At 51.1% G+C, this 19,929-nt stretch carries 20 protein-coding genes; 8 read left to right on the top strand and 12 right to left on the bottom strand.

The window, feature by feature from the left end; translation table 11 throughout:
- Positions 1 to 106: 106 nt before the first annotated feature.
- From chbR to osmE, 5 genes are all read right to left on the bottom strand, one after another.
- Positions 107 to 949 (bottom strand): transcriptional regulator ChbR, encoded by an 843-nt coding sequence (chbR, locus tag AACS05_RS09765; protein WP_136345518.1) that lies wholly within the window; start codon positions 947 to 949, stop codon positions 107 to 109.
- Positions 950 to 959: 10 nt separating this feature from the next.
- Positions 960 to 1,307, bottom strand: a complete 348-nt coding sequence (gene chbA / locus AACS05_RS09760) for a PTS N,N'-diacetylchitobiose transporter subunit IIA (protein ID WP_045442078.1) — start codon at positions 1,305 to 1,307, stop codon at positions 960 to 962.
- Between the two features lie 54 nt (positions 1,308 to 1,361).
- The gene (chbC, locus tag AACS05_RS09755) at positions 1,362 to 2,720 is read right to left on the bottom strand and encodes a PTS N,N'-diacetylchitobiose transporter subunit IIC (RefSeq protein WP_045442068.1); all 1,359 of its coding nucleotides are present in this window, start codon (positions 2,718 to 2,720) and stop codon (positions 1,362 to 1,364) included.
- Between the two features lie 86 nt (positions 2,721 to 2,806).
- Complete coding sequence (gene chbB, locus AACS05_RS09750) at positions 2,807 to 3,127, bottom strand: PTS N,N'-diacetylchitobiose transporter subunit IIB (protein ID WP_003832547.1); 321 nt, start codon at positions 3,125 to 3,127, stop codon at positions 2,807 to 2,809.
- 298 nt (positions 3,128 to 3,425) lie between these two features.
- Positions 3,426 to 3,767, bottom strand: a complete 342-nt coding sequence (gene osmE / locus AACS05_RS09745) for an osmotically-inducible lipoprotein OsmE (protein WP_045442064.1) — start codon at positions 3,765 to 3,767, stop codon at positions 3,426 to 3,428.
- 336 nt (positions 3,768 to 4,103) lie between these two features.
- On the opposite strand from osmE, the gene nadE reads away from it, so the two are divergent.
- Together nadE and cho are read left to right on the top strand one after the other, a co-directional pair.
- Positions 4,104 to 4,934, top strand: coding sequence for an ammonia-dependent NAD(+) synthetase (nadE, locus tag AACS05_RS09740; protein ID WP_045442061.1), 831 nt, complete (start codon positions 4,104 to 4,106; stop codon positions 4,932 to 4,934).
- A 139-nt stretch (positions 4,935 to 5,073) separates the two neighbouring features.
- Positions 5,074 to 5,961: an excinuclease Cho gene (gene cho / locus AACS05_RS09735; protein ID WP_045442058.1), complete on the top strand. Its 888-nt coding sequence runs from the start codon at positions 5,074 to 5,076 to the stop codon at positions 5,959 to 5,961.
- On the opposite strand, the gene ves is transcribed toward cho, so the two are convergent.
- The 7 genes from ves to astC all read right to left on the bottom strand — a co-directional run bounded on the left by ves (position 5,921) and on the right by astC (position 13,714).
- Positions 5,921 to 6,496 (bottom strand): environmental stress-induced protein Ves, encoded by a 576-nt coding sequence (gene ves / locus AACS05_RS09730; RefSeq protein ID WP_045442055.1) that lies wholly within the window; start codon positions 6,494 to 6,496, stop codon positions 5,921 to 5,923. The genes cho and ves overlap by 41 nt on opposite strands.
- Positions 6,497 to 6,838: 342 nt before the next feature.
- Positions 6,839 to 7,324 (bottom strand): ATP-independent periplasmic protein-refolding chaperone Spy, encoded by a 486-nt coding sequence (gene spy, locus AACS05_RS09725; protein WP_045442052.1) that lies wholly within the window; start codon positions 7,322 to 7,324, stop codon positions 6,839 to 6,841.
- A gap of 366 nt (positions 7,325 to 7,690) precedes the next feature.
- Complete coding sequence (gene astE, locus AACS05_RS09720; protein ID WP_045442050.1) at positions 7,691 to 8,656, bottom strand: succinylglutamate desuccinylase; 966 nt, start codon at positions 8,654 to 8,656, stop codon at positions 7,691 to 7,693.
- A 3-nt stretch (positions 8,657 to 8,659) separates the two neighbouring features.
- Positions 8,660 to 9,991 carry an N-succinylarginine dihydrolase gene (astB, locus tag AACS05_RS09715; RefSeq protein WP_045442048.1) on the bottom strand — a complete coding sequence of 444 codons (1,332 nt, stop codon included), beginning with the start codon at positions 9,989 to 9,991 and terminating at the stop codon, positions 8,660 to 8,662.
- Complete coding sequence (gene astD / locus AACS05_RS09710; protein ID WP_045442046.1) at positions 9,988 to 11,466, bottom strand: succinylglutamate-semialdehyde dehydrogenase; 1,479 nt, start codon at positions 11,464 to 11,466, stop codon at positions 9,988 to 9,990. The genes astB and astD overlap by 4 nt, the downstream gene beginning before the upstream one ends.
- Positions 11,463 to 12,497 (bottom strand): arginine N-succinyltransferase, encoded by a 1,035-nt coding sequence (gene astA / locus AACS05_RS09705; RefSeq protein ID WP_045442043.1) that lies wholly within the window; start codon positions 12,495 to 12,497, stop codon positions 11,463 to 11,465. The genes astD and astA overlap by 4 nt, the downstream gene beginning before the upstream one ends.
- Positions 12,494 to 13,714 (bottom strand): succinylornithine/acetylornithine transaminase, encoded by a 1,221-nt coding sequence (gene astC / locus AACS05_RS09700; protein WP_045442036.1) that lies wholly within the window; start codon positions 13,712 to 13,714, stop codon positions 12,494 to 12,496. The genes astA and astC overlap by 4 nt, the downstream gene beginning before the upstream one ends.
- 444 nt (positions 13,715 to 14,158) lie before the next feature.
- On the opposite strand from astC, the gene xthA reads away from it, so the two are divergent.
- From xthA to AACS05_RS09670, 6 genes are all read left to right on the top strand, one after another.
- Positions 14,159 to 14,965: an exodeoxyribonuclease III gene (gene xthA / locus AACS05_RS09695; protein ID WP_045442034.1), complete on the top strand. Its 807-nt coding sequence runs from the start codon at positions 14,159 to 14,161 to the stop codon at positions 14,963 to 14,965.
- 210 nt (positions 14,966 to 15,175) lie between these two features.
- Positions 15,176 to 15,847: a TVP38/TMEM64 family protein gene (locus tag AACS05_RS09690; RefSeq protein ID WP_190284575.1), complete on the top strand. Its 672-nt coding sequence runs from the start codon at positions 15,176 to 15,178 to the stop codon at positions 15,845 to 15,847.
- Positions 15,847 to 16,554, top strand: a complete 708-nt coding sequence (locus AACS05_RS09685; RefSeq protein ID WP_404842379.1) for a TVP38/TMEM64 family protein — start codon at positions 15,847 to 15,849, stop codon at positions 16,552 to 16,554. Before AACS05_RS09690 ends, AACS05_RS09685 begins: the two co-directional genes overlap by 1 nt.
- A gap of 32 nt (positions 16,555 to 16,586) precedes the next feature.
- A complete protein-coding gene (locus AACS05_RS09680; RefSeq protein ID WP_045442026.1) occupies positions 16,587 to 17,756 on the top strand; it encodes an ABC transporter substrate-binding protein in 1,170 nt (389 codons plus the stop codon).
- Positions 17,729 to 19,264 (top strand): thiamine ABC transporter permease, encoded by a 1,536-nt coding sequence (locus AACS05_RS09675; RefSeq protein ID WP_045442023.1) that lies wholly within the window; start codon positions 17,729 to 17,731, stop codon positions 19,262 to 19,264. Before AACS05_RS09680 ends, AACS05_RS09675 begins: the two co-directional genes overlap by 28 nt.
- Positions 19,264 to 19,896, top strand: a complete 633-nt coding sequence (locus tag AACS05_RS09670) for an ATP-binding cassette domain-containing protein (RefSeq protein ID WP_045442020.1) — start codon at positions 19,264 to 19,266, stop codon at positions 19,894 to 19,896. The genes AACS05_RS09675 and AACS05_RS09670 overlap by 1 nt, the downstream gene beginning before the upstream one ends.
- Positions 19,897 to 19,929 lie beyond the last annotated feature (33 nt).

Raw genomic sequence — 19,929 nt, 5'->3', positions numbered from 1 at the left:
GTAAAAACACTGACGTGTATTACGCCCTGCCCGTTCGTCAGGAATAACGCGGCAGTCCCGGCATTATTTAGGGCAAGCGTTAAAATTAGTAATTGATGAATATTATTTACTGATTAAATTCAGTTAATTTCTTTCGATAGCTATTAGGTGTAAACGACGTCAGTTTTTTAAACGTTTTAATAAACAGGCTAGGACTGCTGTAACCAGACTCATATGCAATATCGGTTACCGAGTAGTTAGTCATCTCCAGCTGTTTCTTAGCAAAGTTAATGCGGATTTCATTAATAATCTGCATAGGTGTTTTACTGTAAAAACGCTGGGTAGCGCGGGTCAGATACTCCTGAGACTTTGCGGACAGGCGAACCATGTTTTCCAGCGCGTTTTCACTAAACTGCCTTTTATCATGCATAGTCTCCACGGTGGTTTTAAGCCATTGTGGAATATCATCCAGCACTTGCTCTTCACGATGATGCCGTAACCGATTAATAATATAGAAGGTGACCACTTCTACAAATTCATCCAGACCACTCTCGCGAAAATTCAACGATGCAATAACCGTTTCAATGTAGGTGAGAAATGAGTTATTAGCCCGATACACCTGTGAAGCAACAAAACAAAACGGTAATAAAGGATGATAATGCTGTTCGAAAAAACGTTTACTAATACCGACGTTAAGGATCCGTGTCGCGCCGAAATCATAGAAACTTTGGTGATGCGATCCCAGAGGGATAAAAACAAAATCTCCACGTTCGAGCAGTACGCGCTTCCCGTTGATTTCCTGATAATAACGCCCGGTTAATACCAGGGTAAATTCGTAGTAATCGTGCTGATGCAGTCCACTGATACTCTCAGTTTTGTTATAGATAAACACATGGAAATTTTTGCCATTAAAAAGCTGCTGCTCATAGACGGTCTTGATTTCCGGTGCGTTAATCTGTAGTTGCATCATGCACTCCTCACTATTTCAGCTTCTCGTGAAGCTCAATCAGTTCTGTAATCAGTTCGCGCGCCAGCATTGACGTCATCAGATGATCTTGCGCGTGAACCAGAACCAGGCTGACCTTCATTTTACCTTCACCCTGATCGCCTTCAATCAGTTTCGTTTGTACGAGATGCGCTTCGTTAAGCGCCATGCGAGACTGTTCCATCATCGTCTTCGCCGACTCAAAATCCCCCTGCTTGGCCATTTTGAGCGCGCCATATGCCAGACTACGGGCCTGACCTGAATTGATGATAAGTCCCATCACCACTTCTTCCAGCTCTTCAGCCTCTGACGGCGTACCTACGATGTTTTCGATATCCAACATACTCTTTTCCTCTGGTTCAGTCCGGCATGCCCGGGTAGACATGCCGGATTAAATTTAGAATTTCAATGCGTTAGCGATATCTTCTTCGCTTTCTTCCTGGTCAATAACGTTCTGCGCTTTGTTGGCAACAACCACGAAAGGCAGATACACCAGCGTTGCAATCCCAAGGTTGAACAGTGCGACTAACAACGCGGCGACGCTGCCGTTAGTGTTGAAGAAAGCACCCAACCCGGTTGGCATGGTCCACGGTGCAATATTGGTAACCGGTGGAATAATGCCTGTGTAATAGGCGGCCAACATAATCGCTGCCAGAATTGGTTGAACCAGAATGAACGGGATAAACATCACCGGGTTCATGATAATTGGCAGGCCGAACAGGATAGGCTCGTTAATCTGGAAGATGCCTGACGGCAGTGCCAGTTTTGCCACCTGACGATAGTCCGGACGGCGGGATGCCAGGAAGATAGCAATAATCAGACCCAGCGTTGCTCCGCTACCCCCAAGGAAAATATAGGAGTCAAGCATTGGTTTTGCCCAGACATGGAACGTTTTACCGGCTTCCAGTGCAGCGTCGACAGAACCAAACTGCTGGTAAATCGCGATGTTTTCCAGCGCCCATGGCGTCATGATACCGCTATCCAACGCAGTCAGCGCCAGTGAACCGTGAATACCAAAGAACCACAGCAGCGGGACAAAAATCACGTAGGCCCAGCCCACCACGCTGCCCAGTGATGCCAGCGGAGTAGAAATTGAGTCCATGATGATCTGGTGGAAGTTCGTGCCGAAAGTCGTCAACGCCCAGGCAATAATCCCCATAACGGAGAGGATAAGAAAGCCCGGTATCAATGCAGAGAATGAGCGCGAAACGGATGTCGGCACGCTATCAGGTAATTTAATCACCCAATTACGACGGACAACAAAGGTAAACATTTCCGCGACAACCAAACCGATAATAATACCGGATATAATATTCGCACCACCCAACCAGTTTGCACCAACGGCATAGGCTTCGCCCACGCTATATGGAGTTACGGTCATAAATGCTGCAACAGATAACAGTCCGGCCGCCAGTGAATCGACTTTGCGTTCTTCCGCTAGCGCCATACCTATAAAGAATGGCGCCATCAATGACATAATACCCAGCGTACCGTTATAGACGTTTCCACCAATGCCTTTTAAACTATTGAGACTCTCAATAGTAGAAGCATCAAGCCGAATGCCCATTGAATAAAAAAAGGACCCCTCCCCAAAGCTCAGGAAAACGTTATTTATTAATACAAACATGGCCCCTGCGAGGGTTAACGGCATTAAACGAATAAAACCGTTTTTGATTGCATTAACGTGTGGCTGCTTTCCAATTTTTACAGCAAAAGGAAGGAGTACCTTTTCAAGTGAAGCAATAGCGTTACTCATAGAAAAATACCCTTAAATACCGCAATAAAAAATTGCGGTGAATGTTAATGAAATAACTCTTTGACGGGAAAATTAAAATAAAATAATTAATTTGCTGCGGCTTTTTTAATTGCTGCAACAGCAGCTTTAAGCACGCCTAAACCATCGACTTTGCCATACAACAGCGAGTCAATCACTTCAACAGGCTTGTTTGGTAACAAACGCTGAATTTCGGGTAACATATAAGCAATTTGTGGGCCTAATAAAACGACATCGGCCACGGGACCTTTTTCTCCGGCCAGCGTTTCAGGAAACGCTTCAATAATAACCGGTACTTCGTATTTTTCAGCCTGCGCGCGCATTTTCGATACTAGCAAGGAAGTCGACATGCCCGCAGAACAAAACAGATAAATGTGTTTCTTTTCCATAAAAACGATCCTCATATGCGATTATCTGTCAACCAGACAGTCCGCAAGCCATAACCTGCATCCATGCTCTGGGTAACTTGCGTCAGCTAAATTACTTTTTTAGGTGGCTGAAATGAGTATACGGGATTGCACTGGAGGATGGTATTTCCTTGACCAACAAAATTGCTTCTCCTTGACCTGTCGTTATGACACCCCTCACATTTCGGGCAAATAATTCGCGACAATAATTAAGATCGCTAGAGACAAAAAAACCGGCGCAATGGCCGGTTCTCCAGAACGCACAGGCAATATACAGTTGTTACTTCTTCGCCGCCTGTGGGTCTGTGTCGTACTCTGCACATGTCTGATAGCCAGAATTAATCACGTGTCCAGTATCATCCAATGCAACAAAATAGGTCTCAGCTTTACCATCTCGTTGACCCAGGATGTAAGTCTGACAAGTTCCACGCGCATGAATCATGCTCACTTCAGATGAAGGCTTACCAGCAATCTGCGCAACCTGCGCCCGGCTCATCCCTTTCTTCACATCTTTCACCACGGGCTGGACAAATTGGTCTTTCGTACGGTCGTAGGCCGTACAACCTGCCAGCATAGTCATTACCGCCGCTGCACCCAGAATTCCTGTTAGATTCTTGTTCATTTTTTCTTCCTCTTGTTGGTACACAATATCATTCAAAATACATCGAAGCGGCAACTGAGCAAATCTTCAGGAGCTTACATCAGTAAGTGACTGAGGTGAGCAAAGGCAGCCAGCAAAGAGACGATTTGAATGATGCCGTATATTTCAGCGTGTTATATAAGCCTGGAGCACAACAACTCATTTTTCAAGCTGACAGTTGATACTTAAGCCCTTTCGGAAAATTCTATTAAAACAAAATGATGTTATATCCGGCCGCATCCCTTGTCGTTTGGGCGTCAACGCGTTAGCTTTAACACATCATTATTTTTGATCATTTTATTTTTCGGAGGGGGTTAAATGACTCTGCAGCAAGAGATAATCCAGGCGCTTGGCGCCAAACCGCACATTAATGCAGAAGAGGAAATTCGCCGCAGCGTGGATTTTCTGAAATCGTACCTGCAAACCTACCCCTTTCTGAAATCACTGGTGTTAGGGATTAGCGGTGGCCAGGACTCAACCCTGGCCGGAAAATTATGCCAAATGGCGATTTCTGAACTGCGTGAAGAAACCGGCAACGACGCACTGCAGTTTATTGCCGTTCGTCTGCCTTACGGTGTTCAGGCCGATGAACAGGACTGCCAGGATGCGATAGCATTCATCCAGCCGGATCGCGTGTTAACCGTTAATATAAAGGGCGCGGTACTTGCCAGTGAGCAAGCATTACGTGAAGCGGGTATCGAACTAAGTGATTTTGTGCGAGGTAATGAGAAAGCCCGTGAGCGTATGAAGGCACAGTACAGTATCGCCGGGATGACCAGCGGTGTTGTCGTTGGTACCGATCACGCGGCAGAAGCTATCACCGGATTCTTCACCAAATATGGCGATGGCGGCACCGACATTAACCCTATTTTCCGCCTCAACAAGCGTCAGGGGAAACAGCTTCTTGCCGCGCTGGGTTGCCCTGAGCATCTCTATCAGAAAGCACCAACCGCCGATCTCGAGGACGATCGTCCTTCTCTGCCTGATGAAGCCGCATTAGGCGTGACGTACGACAACATCGATGATTACCTGGAAGGGAAAACACTGGATGCCGCGGTGGCAAATAAAATCGAAGGCTGGTATATGAAGACAGAGCATAAACGTCGCCCACCAATTACGGTGTTTGACGACTTCTGGAAAAAACCGTAACTCACTTCTTCCAGCATGATGCCGGATAGCGACAATTTATGTCCTGTCCGGCACAAGAACTGGAAACATCATCCCAGCCTCTTTTTTGAGCGAAACACTTTTGTTACACTGGATGAATAACCAGCATCCGGAGTCACAAGTGGTACGGCGTCAATCAGCACCTCGTCTTTCGTTTGAACCAGCAGCAATCTATGAATACCCCGAGCACTTGCGCCCGTTTCTGCGCGAGCTGCCAGCGGCACCTGGCGTTTATCTGTTTCACAGCGATAGCGATACGATGCCGCTTTATATCGGCAAAAGTGTGAATATTCGCAGCCGGGTGTTATCGCATCTGCGTACAGCAGACGAAGCGGCGATGTTGCGCCAGTCCCGACGTATTACCTGGATTTGTACAGCCGGGGAAATCGGCGCGCTCCTGCTGGAAGCCCGGCTGATCAAAGAGCAACAACCCCTGTTTAACAAACGACTGCGGCGTACGCGCCAGCTCTGTTCCCTGCGATTAACCGACCGAACTGTTCAAGTTGTCTATGCACGCGAAGTTGATTTCTCACAAACGCCCCATCTGTTCGGCCTGTTTGCTCATCGCCGCGCCGCGCTACAGGCGCTGCAAAGCCTCGCTGATGAACAGAAGCTTTGCTACGGTTTACTCGGACTGGAACCGCTGAGTCGCGGACGAGCCTGCTTCCGTTCAGCGCTTAAACGCTGCGCCGGAGCATGTTGCGGAAAGGAGAGTCCCGAGGCGCATCAGTTGCGACTACAGGAAGCGCTGGAAAGACTACGCGTAATCTGCTGGCCGTGGAAAAGTGCAATTGCACTGAAAGAGAGCACGGCGGAACTGACGCAGTACCACATCATCAATAACTGGCTGTGGCTCGGCGCTGTGTCAACACTGGATGAGGCCACAACGCTGGCACGCATGCCTGCCGGCTTTGATCATGATGGTTATAAAATCCTCTGCCGGCCGGTCATGTCAGGGCAATATGAAATTATTGAACTGGATCCGGAGAATGCCCCGGCATCCAGTTAATCTCACTAAATAACAGCTTCCCTTCCGCTTTTAGTAGTCGCAACGTGTGCTTGCCATCGTGCCAGCATGCGCCCTGGTCAACTGTCAGCAATTTATCTCCCAGTTGCCAGGCTCCGCTAATCACAAACACAACGCCGCCACGCGAACCAAAGGTTGTAAAAGTACGATCAGCAACTCTGACTTTCGCCTGACAGACATCACGACGCGTCATGATATTGAAATCCATCGACATCTGTCCCTCTGTCAGCCTGGCTTTTACCACCCTGTCCCCCGCGAAGGTAAACGGTTGATGCTGCTTGAGCGTATGCGTGAAAGCATTCACGCCTTCCAGAGTGACTTCCCCCCCTTCCAGCAGCGTAATCACGCGTTCGACCCCTGGGAAAAGTGAAAATTCGCCGTTCGCGGCAATAGAGGCAATACTCGCCCGCCAGTGGAAATCACGTGTTGCAGGCGGAAAACAACAAATCTCACGCGTTTCTCCCGCACCATTACGCCAAAGATTGACCGGCATTTTGCGGATATCAAAGTATTCCATCATCTCTCCAGAAAGGCGCAGTACGCCAGTATGCCGCACACAGGCACCCTAATCATCGTAGTTATCATTCACCCTGCACATTGTTGTTATCGGCAGCAGAGTTGATTTGCCTTAGCGATGAACCTGGCGTTTTGCAAAAAAGATTAACGCGCTGATCCAGGTAGAATTTTCGCGGGCTTCAGGAGAATAGCGTGTCGGTTGCGAGGTGCAATAGGCAGTAAAGAAAAAACCGCCGATCCTGCCCACCTCGTTAAACGTGTTGTGGACAAGACCGGCGGTCTTGAGTTTTTATTCGCGCCGTATCAGACACAACGCGAATGATTTAGTGTAGACGCTGATCGATTACTCAGCAGCCTTTGGCATTTTACCTTTCTGCGCTTCACGTTCTGTCAGACGCTTCTCAAAATTGGCATTAAACTGTTTTTTCTGTTCCGGCGTCAGAATGTTGTAGATCTTGTTCTGGGTTTCCATGTGCGCCAGCATGTTGGCTTTACGCTGTTCTTCCATCTTCGCAATTTGCGCTTCAGCTTTCGCTTTATCGAAGCTATCGCTGGCGATGATATCGTGCATTGCACGGCGTTCTTCCAGCGGCGGACGTTTCATCTGATCGCGCTGACCTTTCATAATGTCGCGGATCTGTTGTTTCTGTGCATCGGTCAGATTGAGGTCTTTAAACATCATGTCGTGATGTGGGCCAAACTTACCGTTGTGGTGCATCATAGGTTTGGCAGTTGTCGGTGCAGCAGTTGTAGTATCAGCAGCATGTGCCAGGTTCGCGGCGCCCAGCGCCAGGGTAGAGGCAACAAACAAAGCAGTCAGTTTACGCATAATTTCTGTCCTTCCTTTCAGTTATTCTTACGACACTCATGCAATGTGATGTCGTGTTGACGAGACTAACTTTACCGGCTTTAGCGTCAATTAATCAGAGCAACGGTAAAACAATGAAAGTGTAAAAAACAAACTTTCATCAATTATGAAGAAAAAAAGAATAAATTGCGGAGAGTTGAAATAAAAAATTACAACAAGATGATTTTGAAAGGATTATGAAGAACTATACCTGAACTCTGATTATTAAGAAAGCAACTTACCAGGAATAATCTGTAATATATCCTTTATCTTCCAAATTATATTTTTGTAGCTGCTCTGGCTTACCCCAGTTACCTGATTATCTGGTTCCTGGGGCAAATATTTCAGTCACAACCTTTCCAGCATCAACCCGGCACGTAAGCCACAAGCCACATTGGGGTTTGGAAAGAGAACATATTCAACATCGTGGGTGACAATAAAACGCTCATCGCCATCCTGTGCCAGCAACGTCCCCTCCCTGAATGGCGTAAAGTTCAGCGTCTGGTTATCCATATGCAAAATAAAATCGTCGCTACGCCGTGTAATTTGCGACACCACGCGATAGCGCACCGGGAATGTGTCCTCTGCACCACTACATTCCCCCTTCAGCAAACAGGCCAGCGCATCTGCTGTCTGCGCAAATTGAGTCAGATCGTTTTGTCCAAACGGCAATGCTTTACCCAGTTCCAGCGTACAAGCCAGCGCACCAAAATGCTCTCCGCTAAAGTGAGTGAACGTTCCGCCCGGCGCCTGATGGAAAACCAGCGCCTCCAGCCCCGCATCCCCCAACCAGGACAGAAACCCTTCGTCCCACGGCACGTTGCGCTGCGGCAATACACCGAAGCGCAGATGATGTGAACCACGAATAGCGGTATGGAGATCCAGATGCCAACGCACCGTCTCTGTTGCACGTGAATAAAAATCCTCCAGACACAGCTCCAGCTCACGGGCTCGCAGCGTTTCACCACTTGCGGCAAATATCTGCCATCGACCGCCAAACATGCGATTCAGATCGCTATGACAATAGCGCTTACCCGCAGTCAGCGCCTGCGGATTACCCAGTATCACCAACATTCGCCAGGTTAAAGTCAGCTTGCCGCTAAACAATCCTGACAACAACACATCAAGCATTTCTACCGGTGCAGTTTCATTGCCATGTATACCAGCGGAAAGCACCAGCGAACGTTCAACCGGAGCAAGAGGCGTAAGTTCCAGAATGCCATGTCCGCGCCACTGCCAGTTAAAACCATGTGCTTTACCCTGGATAGCATCCGGCGCAGTACCCGCGAGCGTCAGGGCAAGAAAATTTTCCATAGCTCACAGCTCCTGCTGGAAGGGGTAAACAGAACCGAGGTTCAGTAATTGTGTCAGCGAATCCAGCGCTTCGCGGCCTTCACGCAGCAGTTGCGGGTCGGCGAGATCAGCGGCGGTCAGACGATCCCGGTAGTAACGGTCGACCCAGTTATTCAGCGTATTGAATAACGTATCATTCATGATAACCGCCGGATTAACAGCTTGTAGCTCTTGTGGGGTTAATACTACCCGTAGGCGCAGACAAGCAGGACCACCGCCGTTAGACATACTTTCCCGCAGATCAAATACCCGCAGATCGTTGATCGGGTTATCACCTTCCAGCACATGGTGCAGATAACGCCATACGCCAGCATGTTCCCGGCACTCCTGCGGTAAAATCAGCATCATCGAGCCATCATCACAACTCAACAACTGGCTGTTAAACAGGTATGTCGCTACCGCATCCTGCACTGAAACTTCCGCTGAGGGCACTTCCAGCGCAGTAAATCCAGCCACCTGTGTACGTAGCTGACTCAACAACGCTTGCTGTCTGGCAAACGCCAGCTCATGGCAAAACAACACCTGACGATTCGACACCGCAATAACATCGTTATGGAAGACTCCGAGATCGATGACATCCGGGTTTTGTTGGGCAAAAATTAGCTGATGCGGGTTAACCTTATTCAACCGCGCCACGGCTTCGCTGGCCTCGCGGGATTGCCGCGCCGGATAGCGCTTCGGTTGCGTTGCATTTCCCTCTTCGCGGCCATAAACAAACAGCTGTACACCAGGCCCGCCGTAGTCACCACCGAGACGGTTATGGTTCGCCGCCCCTTCATCGCCCAGCAACGCGACCTGCGGCAGCGCACCGTGAACCGCAAAGGTTTTCTCATCGCGGAAAATCGCCCGCAACAGCGACTCAGTGGTCGGTGCTTCCAGCGAACGGTGGAATTTATTATTCAGGTTGGCAACCGTCAGATGCACTTTCCCATCCAGCGAATCAGCAGAAGGACAAACCGTTGCCGCATTCGCCACCCACATTGGCGATGCGGAGCTGACGCTGGAGAGCCAGTGAGGCGCCTGGCGCGCCACCTTTTCCAGCACCTGCTCGTCGCTGCCGCTGAATCCAAGCTGGCGCAGCGCCGGAATAAACGGACGTTCATGGGGAGGGATCACCGCCTGAGGAAATCCCGCATCCGCCAGCGCTTTCATCTTTAACAGACCCTGCTTTGCCGCCAGACGGGGATTCGACACCTGAAAACGGTGTTGCGTCGAAGCCTCATTGCCAAATGACAACCCAGCATAGTGATGCGTCAGCCCTACCAGCCCGTCGAAATTGACCTCACGCGCTTTCATATTTTACCCCCGCGTGAAAAATCCAGTCCCGGACTAAGGGCCGCAGGCAGCGTTAATAGTGGTGACTCCAGACTCGCCATCGGCCAGGCGCAATAATCTGCGGCATACCAGGCACTGGCGCGATGGTTCCCGGATGCGCCTACCCCACCAAATGGCGCAGTGCTTGCCGCACCGGTCAAGGGTTTATTCCAGTTGACAATTCCGGCCCGCGCTTCCAACAGGAGCTGATCAAACTGAACGCGATCCGGCGACACCAGCCCACACGACAGACCAAATCGGGTATTGTTGGCCAGATGAATGGCGTCGTCGAAGTTGTCGTAACGCCACACGCCGAGCAGCGGACCGAAGACTTCCTCATCCGGCACGTTTGCCACATCGGTCAGTTCGATTATCCCCGGTGCCAGCAGGGAGGTACCCACTTGCACTCGCCGTGGAGCCAGCAAAGTGCGACCGCCAAGGGCTTCAAGACGTTGCCAGGCATCATATACGTGCTGTGCCGCTTGTTGGGAAATAAGCCCGCCGATAAAGGGTTGCGGCTCGTCATCCCAGTTTCCCGGAACCAGACGCTGACTGACTTCAACCAGGCGCGCCAGAAATGCATCCCCCTGCGCCCCTTTTTTTACCAGCAGCCGACGAGCGCAGGTGCAACGTTGCCCGGCGGTGACAAACGCCGACTGAATAGTCAGATGCACTGCCGCATCAATATCTTCCGGATTTTCAATAATCAGCGGGTTGTTGCCCCCCATCTCCAGCGCGAGGATTTTTTCCGGCTGCCCGGATAACTGTCGATGCAACTGATAGCCCGTATTGGCGCTGCCGGTAAACAGCAGGCCGTCAAGGTCTTCCAGCGCACTCAACGCCTGCCCCGTTTCGCGCCCACCCTGCACCAGATTCAGCACGCCTGGCGGTAATCCTGCCTGCTCCCACAATTTTACTACTGCCTCACCGGTCCACGGGGTCAGTTCACTGGGTTTGAAAATCAGTGTATTACCCGCCAGCAGAGCCGGAACAATATGACCGTTGGGCAAATGACCGGGGAAGTTATACGGACCAAAAACCGCCAGCACGCCGTGGGGACGGTGACGCAACGTCGCAGCACCATCTGGCAACTCATTATGTTGCTCACCGGTACGTACATGATAGGCTTTTACGGAGATAGCGATTTTATTGATCATCGCCGTCAATTCTGTCGCGGCCTCCCAGCGTGGTTTGCTGGTTTCCTGTGCAATAATCGCTGTGAGTTCTGTTTTATTGCTCTCCAGCAAGGCGGCGAATTTCTCCACAACCGCCTGACGTGCGGCAAAAGGCTGTTTTGCCCAACCTGGGAAAGCTGCACGCGCTGCATGACATGCCTGGGCCACCTGCGAGTCATCAGCATCATTTCCTTGCCACAGGGTATCGCCACTCACCGGATTGGTTTTCACCCGACGTTCACCCAGACCCGTTACCCAGTCGCCATTTATCCATAATGTCATGCTGTTTTCTCCTCTGCACAAAGACGAACTAAACGGACCTTGTCGCCCGCGTGGCACTTCAGGGCATCCAACTGCGCCGCCGTTAACACCAGGCGCTGAGTATGCGGATCGGCGCGAACCAGCATGACGCGGAAGTTGTGATAGTTTTCATTGGCAACCAGACAGGCCGGATATTCGCCTGGTGCCGGTTGTCCTTCAACAACCTCCACCAACCTGCTTTTGCGAATCGCCCGAACCCGGTCGATATCGCATTCCAGCGTCGGCCCACCGTCGAAAATGTCAATATAGTTACGATAGCGAAACCCTTCCTTCTCCAGCACCGCGCGGGCAGGTGCGGTTTGCGGATGCACTTCGCCAATCACGCTTTGCGCTTCGTCCGACAAGAAATGGGTATAAATAGGATGCTTGGGCATCAATTCAGCAATAAATGCTTTTTGCCCTGTTCCACACAGAAAATCAGCCCTGCTGAACTCCATTGAGAAAAAGCGCTTCCCAAGGCTTTGCCAGAACGGGGAGTAACCGTGTTCATCGATCACTCCGCGCATTTCTGCCACTACTTTTTCGTTAAACCGGTCACGGAACGCGGCCATAAACATAAAACGCGATTTCGACAGTAAATAGCCGTTGCCTTCTTTTCGCCAGTCCGGATCGAGGAACAGGGTACACAGCTCACTGCTTCCCGTATGATCGTTACTGAGAAACAGCGTCGGCAGCGCGTTATAAACGTTCAGCTCTTTCGAGGCATGCACCAGGGTACCCACCCGATAGTTATACCAGGGATCATTAAGTCCAACCGCCACTTCGATTGCGCAAATTCCTGCTACCGTACCTGTGGCGCTGTCTTCGAGCACAAAAACATACCCCTGCTCGCTTTTCGGCAACTTGCCCTGCCAGGTTTGCAGCGAACGTTCAATTCTCGCCATAAGAGTGGCTTCATTCGCCGGAAGCGACGTCAATCCGCCACCGGTCTTACTGGCAAGTTGCATTAACGCCGTAATATCTGCGCGTTCAATGGGACGGATCACCATCATGATGAACCTCCTGCTGTAATGCGTTCACAGGCCAGTGCAAAGCGATCCAGTCCGGTGGCAACTTCTTCTTCGCTGACGTTCAACGCTGGCGCAAAACGCACTACGTTCCCACCAGCAATCAGCACCATCACCCCTGCACTGGCGGCTTCTTGCGAGATCAGTTTGGCTTTCCCGGCAAACTCTTCATTCAGTACGCAGCCGATTAACAGGCCAAGTCCACGAATCTCACTAAATAATCCAAAACGTTCGTTAATGGCGTTGATACGCTCCACAAACCAGTCGTGACGCTGTTTGACGCCGTTCAATACTTCCTGTGTGTTAACAATTTCCAGCACTTTCCCGGCCACCGCAGAGGCCAGCGGATTTCCGCCGTAAGTGGTACCGTGTGTGCCCACCGTCATCACACTGGCGCATTGCTCAGTCGTCAATAACGCGCCAACAGGAAAACCACCGCCCAACGCTTTGGCCGTCGTCAGCAGATCCGGCGTCACGCCGTAATGCATATAGGCATACAGCTCGCCAGTACGACCGACTCCGGTCTGCACTTCATCGAAAATAAGCAGCGCATTGTGTCGATCGCATAATTCACGCAGCCCCTGTAAAAATGCTTTCGTTGCCGGTATCACGCCACCCTCGCCCTGGACTGGTTCCACGATAACCGCGCAGGTTGCGTCATTAATCAACTGGCTGGCAGAATCCAGATCGTTATACACGGCATGGCGGATATCCGGCGGCAACGGTGCAAAATCCTGCGAATAGGCTGGCTGCCCCCCGGCGCTTACGGTAAACAGCGTGCGACCGTGGAAGGCATTTTTAAAGGCCACGATGCCACTTTTCTGGCTACCGAAACGATCGTGAGCATATTTACGCGCCAGTTTTAGTGCGGCCTCGTTAGCTTCCGCACCAGAGTTACAAAAGAAAACGCGCTCGGCAAAAGTTGCATCAATCAGTTGTTTCGCCAACCGCAGTACCGGCTCGTTGGTATAGCCATTTCCGGTATGCCAGAATTTACTCGCCTGATCGTTTAATGCTTCACGTAACGCCGGATGTGCGTGCCCCAGCGCATTAACCGCAATGCCTCCCGCGAAATCGATATACTCTTTACCCTGCTGATCCCACAGACGCGAGCCTTCACCACGAACCGGAATAAAAGGCGCTGGAGCGTATACGGGCATCATCCATTCATCAAAATTTTCACGCGTAACTGACAGAGACATAGCGACCTCAACGGTAAATAAAAAGTTATTTATATGTTAAATAATATAGTGTTTGCGCTGTAAATGTAGATTGCAGGGTTCGTGCCAGCCAGCGAAAAAAATGCATAAACGGAGTGAGGGAACGGAATATCAATAGGTTATAACCCAGCGATATTCACTGTACGTGCATATAAAGTGAATATGTTTGCGCACTGGGCGACTAAAAAGAGGAAAAAGCGAAATATTATTCAGTTGCCAAATATAATTCTGGAATTGTGATCATATACGAAATTTATCGGAAATTATTGCTCTATTCTGACGCACTCCGCGCCAAAACAGTGCAGTTTTTGCCCCATCGTTAACACCTTTAGCAGTCATTGTTGGAATCAGGTGACAAGTGGCAGTCAGCCAGCAGAAATTCTGCTACCATCCTTGCACTATTCACCTTGCAAAGTGGCAGCGACTATGAAATTTGTCTCTTTTAATATCAACGGCCTGCGCGCCCGTCCTCATCAACTGGCAGCTATTGTCGAAAAACACCAACCCGATGTTATTGGCCTGCAGGAGACAAAAGTTCATGATGATATGTTCCCTCTCGAAGAGGTAGCAAAGCTGGGTTACAACGTTTTCTATCACGGTCAGAAAGGGCATTACGGCGTAGCGTTACTGACGAAAGAAACCCCGGTGTCTGTACGTCGTGGCTTCCCGAACGATGACGAAGAAGCCCAGCGCCGTATTATCATGGCGGAAATTCCTTCATCTCTGGGTAACATCACCGTCATCAACGGCTATTTCCCTCAGGGTGAAAGCCGTGACCATGAAACCAAATTCCCGGCCAAAGCAGCGTTCTATCAGAACCTGCAAAACTATCTGGATACCGAACTGAAGCGCGACAATCCAGTGCTGATCATGGGAGACATGAATATCAGCCCAACCGATCTTGATATCGGCATCGGTGAAGAGAACCGCAAGCGCTGGCTGCGTACCGGAAAATGCTCTTTCCTGCCGGAAGAGCGTGAATGGATGGAGCGCCTGCTGGGTTGGGGGTTGGTGGACACCTTCCGTCATGCTCATCCGGAAACAAACGACCAGTATTCGTGGTTTGATTACCGTTCAAAAGGCTTCGACGACAACCGTGGCCTGCGTATCGACCTGCTGCTGGCAAGCACTCCGCTGGCAGAGCGCTGCGAAGAAACCGGGATCGACTATGAGATCCGCAGCATGGAAAAACCATCCGACCACGCACCGGTGTGGGCAAAATTCCGCGTGTAATCCATACCATCGCGTTTTCTCCAGAGCATCGCCGCTCTGGAGAGCGGATATATCCTGAGCAAAATCAATAAAATAACGGTAATACATTGTTACGTCCGGGAATTTATTATATCTTCCGCCCACTTTTCGCTTGCGAAAACGCGTCATCGCACATGGTTTACAGGAGTGCCCCTATGAAAAAGAAGTTCGCATAAGGCAGAATACAGGCTACTGATTGTCGCCGCATTATTCTGCGTTCTGACGGGAGCTGTCCATTATTACGGTCTGACTGACCTGATAACTAATTTCCATCATCTACAAGACGCCATCCGTCAGAGCGGTATCTTTGGCTACACGTTATATATCCTGCTTTTTATCGTGGCGGCGCTATGTCTGATCCCCGGCAGTATTCTGGTGATCGTCGGCGGGATCCTCTATGGCCCACTGGTTGGCACCCTTATTTCCCTGGTAGCGGCCACCGTAGCCTCGGCGTTGTCGTTTCTACTGGCCCGCTGGCTTGGCCGCGATCTGCTGCTGAAATATGCCGGTCATACCACCACCTTTCAGGCAATCGAAAAAGGCATTGCCCACAGTGGGATTGACTTTTTGATCCTCACCCGGCTCGTTCCGCTATTTCCATATAATATTCAAAATTATGCTTACGGGTTGACCGCAATCTCTTTCTGGTCGTTTACTTTTACTTCAGCAGTTACCACCTTGCCCGGTATCTTTATCTATACCCTGATGTCGCACGAGCTTGCCCAGGAAGGCATCACCCTGGCATTTATCATTAAACTCAGTGGGGCAGGCATTGCATTATTCGCCCTGGTACAGGCGGCAAAAGCCTGGGCCCGGTGTAAACGTGTCGATCCCTCTGCCCATCGTGAGCAAACAGGTAAATGATGAAGCGAAATAAAGCGCACCTCATAAAGTTTTGCCGGATCGGGCTGATTATACTGCTGCTGATGGCGCTGATGGCGTGGGTATGGATACCTGCCGTAAGCGACTTTCTCCGACAAAGCCTGGCGGCATTTGCCACGGTTGATCAGCATGCGCTTGAGAATTTCATTCGTTCCTGGGGTACTCAGGCAGCAGTAGTTTCCTTCTTTTTGATGATCTTGCAGGCAATTATCGCCCCGCTTCCGGCCTTCCTGATCACATTTGCGAACGCATCACTGTTCGGCGCATTCTGGGGAGGCGTACTGTCCTGGACCAGTGCCATGGCGGGTGCGACGTTATGCTTTTTTATTGCCCGTATTTTAGGCCGTAGTGCGGTGGAAAAATTGACCGGAAAAACGGTGCTGAAAAATATGGATGCCTTTTTTGAGCGTTACGGCAAACATACTATTCTCGTGTGCCGCCTCCTCCCTTTCGTCCCTTTTGACCCGATAAGCTATGCCGCAGGCCTGACATCGATCCGCTTTCGCCACTTTTTCCTCGCCACCGGCATTGGTCAGTTGCCCGCTACCATCGTCTATTCATGGGCCGGGAGCCTGTTAACCGGAGGCGCATTTTGGTTTGTTACCGGGCTGTTTGTGCTTTTTGCGCTGACCGTGGTTATCCCGGTCGCGCGAAGCCTCTATCTTGAGCGGCAGAGGAAACAGTCCTGAAGCCTGCATTCACTCATTATCAAGGAAATATTATGCGTTACTGCTTATTGTGCCTTGGTTTACTGCTCTTCCCCCTGGCAACTTTTGCGCAGGATGCGAACTGGCAGCAAATCAAAAACGAAGCCCGAGGGCAAACGGTTTGGTTTAACGCCTGGGGAGGCGATAACGCGGTTAACCAGTATCTCGACTGGGTTAGCGGTGAGATGAAAACACATTATGCTATTAACCTGAAAATCGTACGTCTGGCAGATGCAGCCGATGCCGTTAAACGCATTCAAACGGAAGCCGCTTCCGGGCGTAAAACCGGCGGCTCAGTCGATTTGCTGTGGGTTAACGGCGAAAATTTCCGTACGCTAAAAGAGGCTAATCTGCTACAAACGCACTGGGCGCAAACGCTGCCCAACTGGCGCTACGTTGATACCCTGAAGCCTGTGAGCGAAGATTTCTCCATCCCGACTGACGGGGCTGAATCGCCGTGGGGCGGCGCGCAGTTAACCTTTATCGCCAATCGCGATGTTAGCAAACAACCACCACAAACCCCGCAGGCATTACTGGAGTTTGCTAAAGCCTATCCCGGTACGGTGACCTATCCGCGTCCCCCTGATTTTACCGGTACAGCATTTCTCGAACAGTTGTTAATTATGCTCACCACTCAGCCACAAGCGCTGAAAATTGCGCCCGAACCTGCGACGTTTGCCGACGTTACCGCCCCATTGTGGCAGTATCTTGATACATTACATCCCATGTTATGGCGTGAAGGTAAAGACTTTCCTCCCACTCCTGCGCGCATGGATGCACTATTGAATAGCGGAGCGCTGCGTTTGTCGTTGACCTTTAATCCCGCGCACGCCCAGCAAAAAGTGGCCAGCGGTGAATTGCCTCAAAACAGCTACAGTTTTGGCTTTTCACAAGGGATGATTGGCAATGTGCATTTTGTCACTATTCCGGCTAACGCACGGGCCAGCGCCGGGGCGCAAGTCGTCGCTAATTTCCTGCTCTCTCCCGAAGCGCAACTGCGCAAGGCCGATCCCACTTACTGGGGCGATCCTTCGGTGCTTGACCCGCAAAAACTACCCGCTGAGCAGCGTGAAGCGCTACTGGCACGGATCCCAAAAGGCCTGCCCGCTGTACTTCCTGAACCCCATGCAGCCTGGGTAAACGCACTGGAACAAGAATGGCTACGCCGTTACGGTACGCATTAATCCTGTTGATATGGGGCATCATGGCGGCAATCTATTTGCCGCTGGCGCCCGCTGCTTTCGATCTCATCACACCTGCGCTTACCAGCCTCAACTGGCTGGTGCTTTTTGCCGATCCACAGTTACCGCAGGCACTACTGGCGACGCTGGTTTCCGTTACCCTGGCAGCCACTGTTGCGCTGGTCATTGCACTGATGGCGCTCCTCGCATTGTGGCCCGGCGCGGGCTGGGCTCGTCTGTGTACCCGACTCCCCTGGTTGCTGGCCATTCCACACGTGGCATTTGCCACCAGCGTCCTGTTACTATTTGCTGAGGGCGGTATGTTCTATCGCGCACTGCCCTTTCTTACCCCGCAGACCGACCGCTACGGAATTGGCCTTGGCATTGCGCTGGCGGTTAAAGAGAGCGCCTTTGTATTATGGATCCTCTCCGCTCTGTTGAGCGAAAAACAGCTCTCGCAGCAGGTTATCGTCCTGGACTCACTGGGCTATAGCCGACTGCAATGCCTGAACTGGCTGGTATTACCCTCCATCGCCCCGGCATTAGGTAAAGTTATGCTGGCCGTAGTTGCCTGGTCGTTGTCCGTCGTTGATGTGGCGATAATCCTCGGACCTGGCAATCCGCCGACGCTTGCTGTATTGAGCTGGCAATGGCTCAGTCAGGGAGACAGCGACCAGCAGACGAAAGGTGCGCTTGCCAGTTTTCTGCTGGTGCTGTTACTGGCCATTTTCGCACTGATCGGTTTTCTTTTCTGGCGATGCTGGCAACGAGCAATCCCGGCGATAAGCGGAGTACGTCAACGTTTGTCCTCCTGTTCATCCGGGCGCTCACTGGCACAACTACTGCCCGTTAGCGGTGTGTTATGTGCAGGGATTCTGGTATGGGTTGCAGACTTCTCTTCAGTGGTTCCTGAGACACTATTGACCAGCCTGCAAATGGGATTAATCTCCAGCGTAGTGGCATTAATAACACTTTTCTTATGGCTGGAATGGGGACCACAAAGTGGGAATAATTGGGTGTGGCTGCCGATTATCCTGCCTGCGCTACCCCTGGTCACCGGGCAATATACGCTGGCTCTACACGCTGAGCTGGATGGTCTGTTCCTGACGGTTATCTGGGGGCATCTGCTGTGGGTAACGCCATGGATGCTGTTTGTGCTCAAACCGGCGTGGCAGCGTATTGATCCACGACTGATTTTGATCGCCCAAACTCTTGGCTGGACGCAGGGCCGCATCTTCTTGCAGGTAAAATGCCCGCTGTTATTGCGCCCGGCGCTGATCGCCTTATCAGTAGGATTCTCCGTCAGCATCGCCCAGTACATGCCCACCCTGTGGTTAGGCGCCGGGCGTTTTCCCACGCTTACCACCGAAGCCGTGGCATTGAGCAGTGGCGGTAGCACCGCTATGCTTGCAACACAGGCGTTATGGCAGCTTCTGTTGCCTCTGTTGGTTTTCGCACTGGCGGCATTACTCTCTGCGTGGATTGGCCGCTTACGACAAGGACTCCGTTAATGCTTATCGTGAAAAACGTTTCACTATGTCAGGGTGCGAACGTGCTGCTAAAAGCAGTCAATTTCCAGGTTAAGAAAGGTGACATTGTCACTATTATGGGCCCATCGGGCAGCGGCAAATCGTCGCTGTTTTCATGGATGGTTGGAGCCCTTTCGCCTCAACTTCAGGCGTCTGGCGAACTGTGGCTCAACGATAAACGCATTGATTCACTGCCCACAGCACAACGTCAGATTGGCATCCTGTTCCAGGATGCACTGCTGTTCGACCACTTCAGCGTTGGGCAAAATTTACTGCTGGCATTACCGGCTTCCCTGAAAGGCTCCGCCAGACGCGATGAAGTTGAACACGCTCTTAAACGTGCAGATTTGGCCGGTTTTTTTCACCGCGATCCGGCGTCATTGTCCGGGGGACAGCGCTCGCGTATCGCGCTGCTGCGCGCGCTGCTGGCGCAGCCACAGGCGCTACTACTGGACGAACCGTTCAGTCGCCTGGATACGTCGCTTCGCGACACATTTCGTCAGTGGGTGTTTAACGAAGTTCATCAGCAGGGTATTCCCGTGGTACAGGTTACCCATGACGCGCAGGACGTGCCGCCTGGGGGTTCTGTTTTGCAGATGGTGCAGTGGACGTGAATGTGGCGATATGCTGCGTTAACGCAAGGATTT

It is taken from the genome of Citrobacter sp. S-77, from assembly GCF_963864895.1.
Taxonomy (GTDB): domain Bacteria; phylum Pseudomonadota; class Gammaproteobacteria; order Enterobacterales; family Enterobacteriaceae; genus Citrobacter; species Citrobacter murliniae.
The sequence above is the reverse complement of the archived record's forward strand: the minus strand, read 5'-3'. Positions and strand labels throughout refer to the sequence as shown.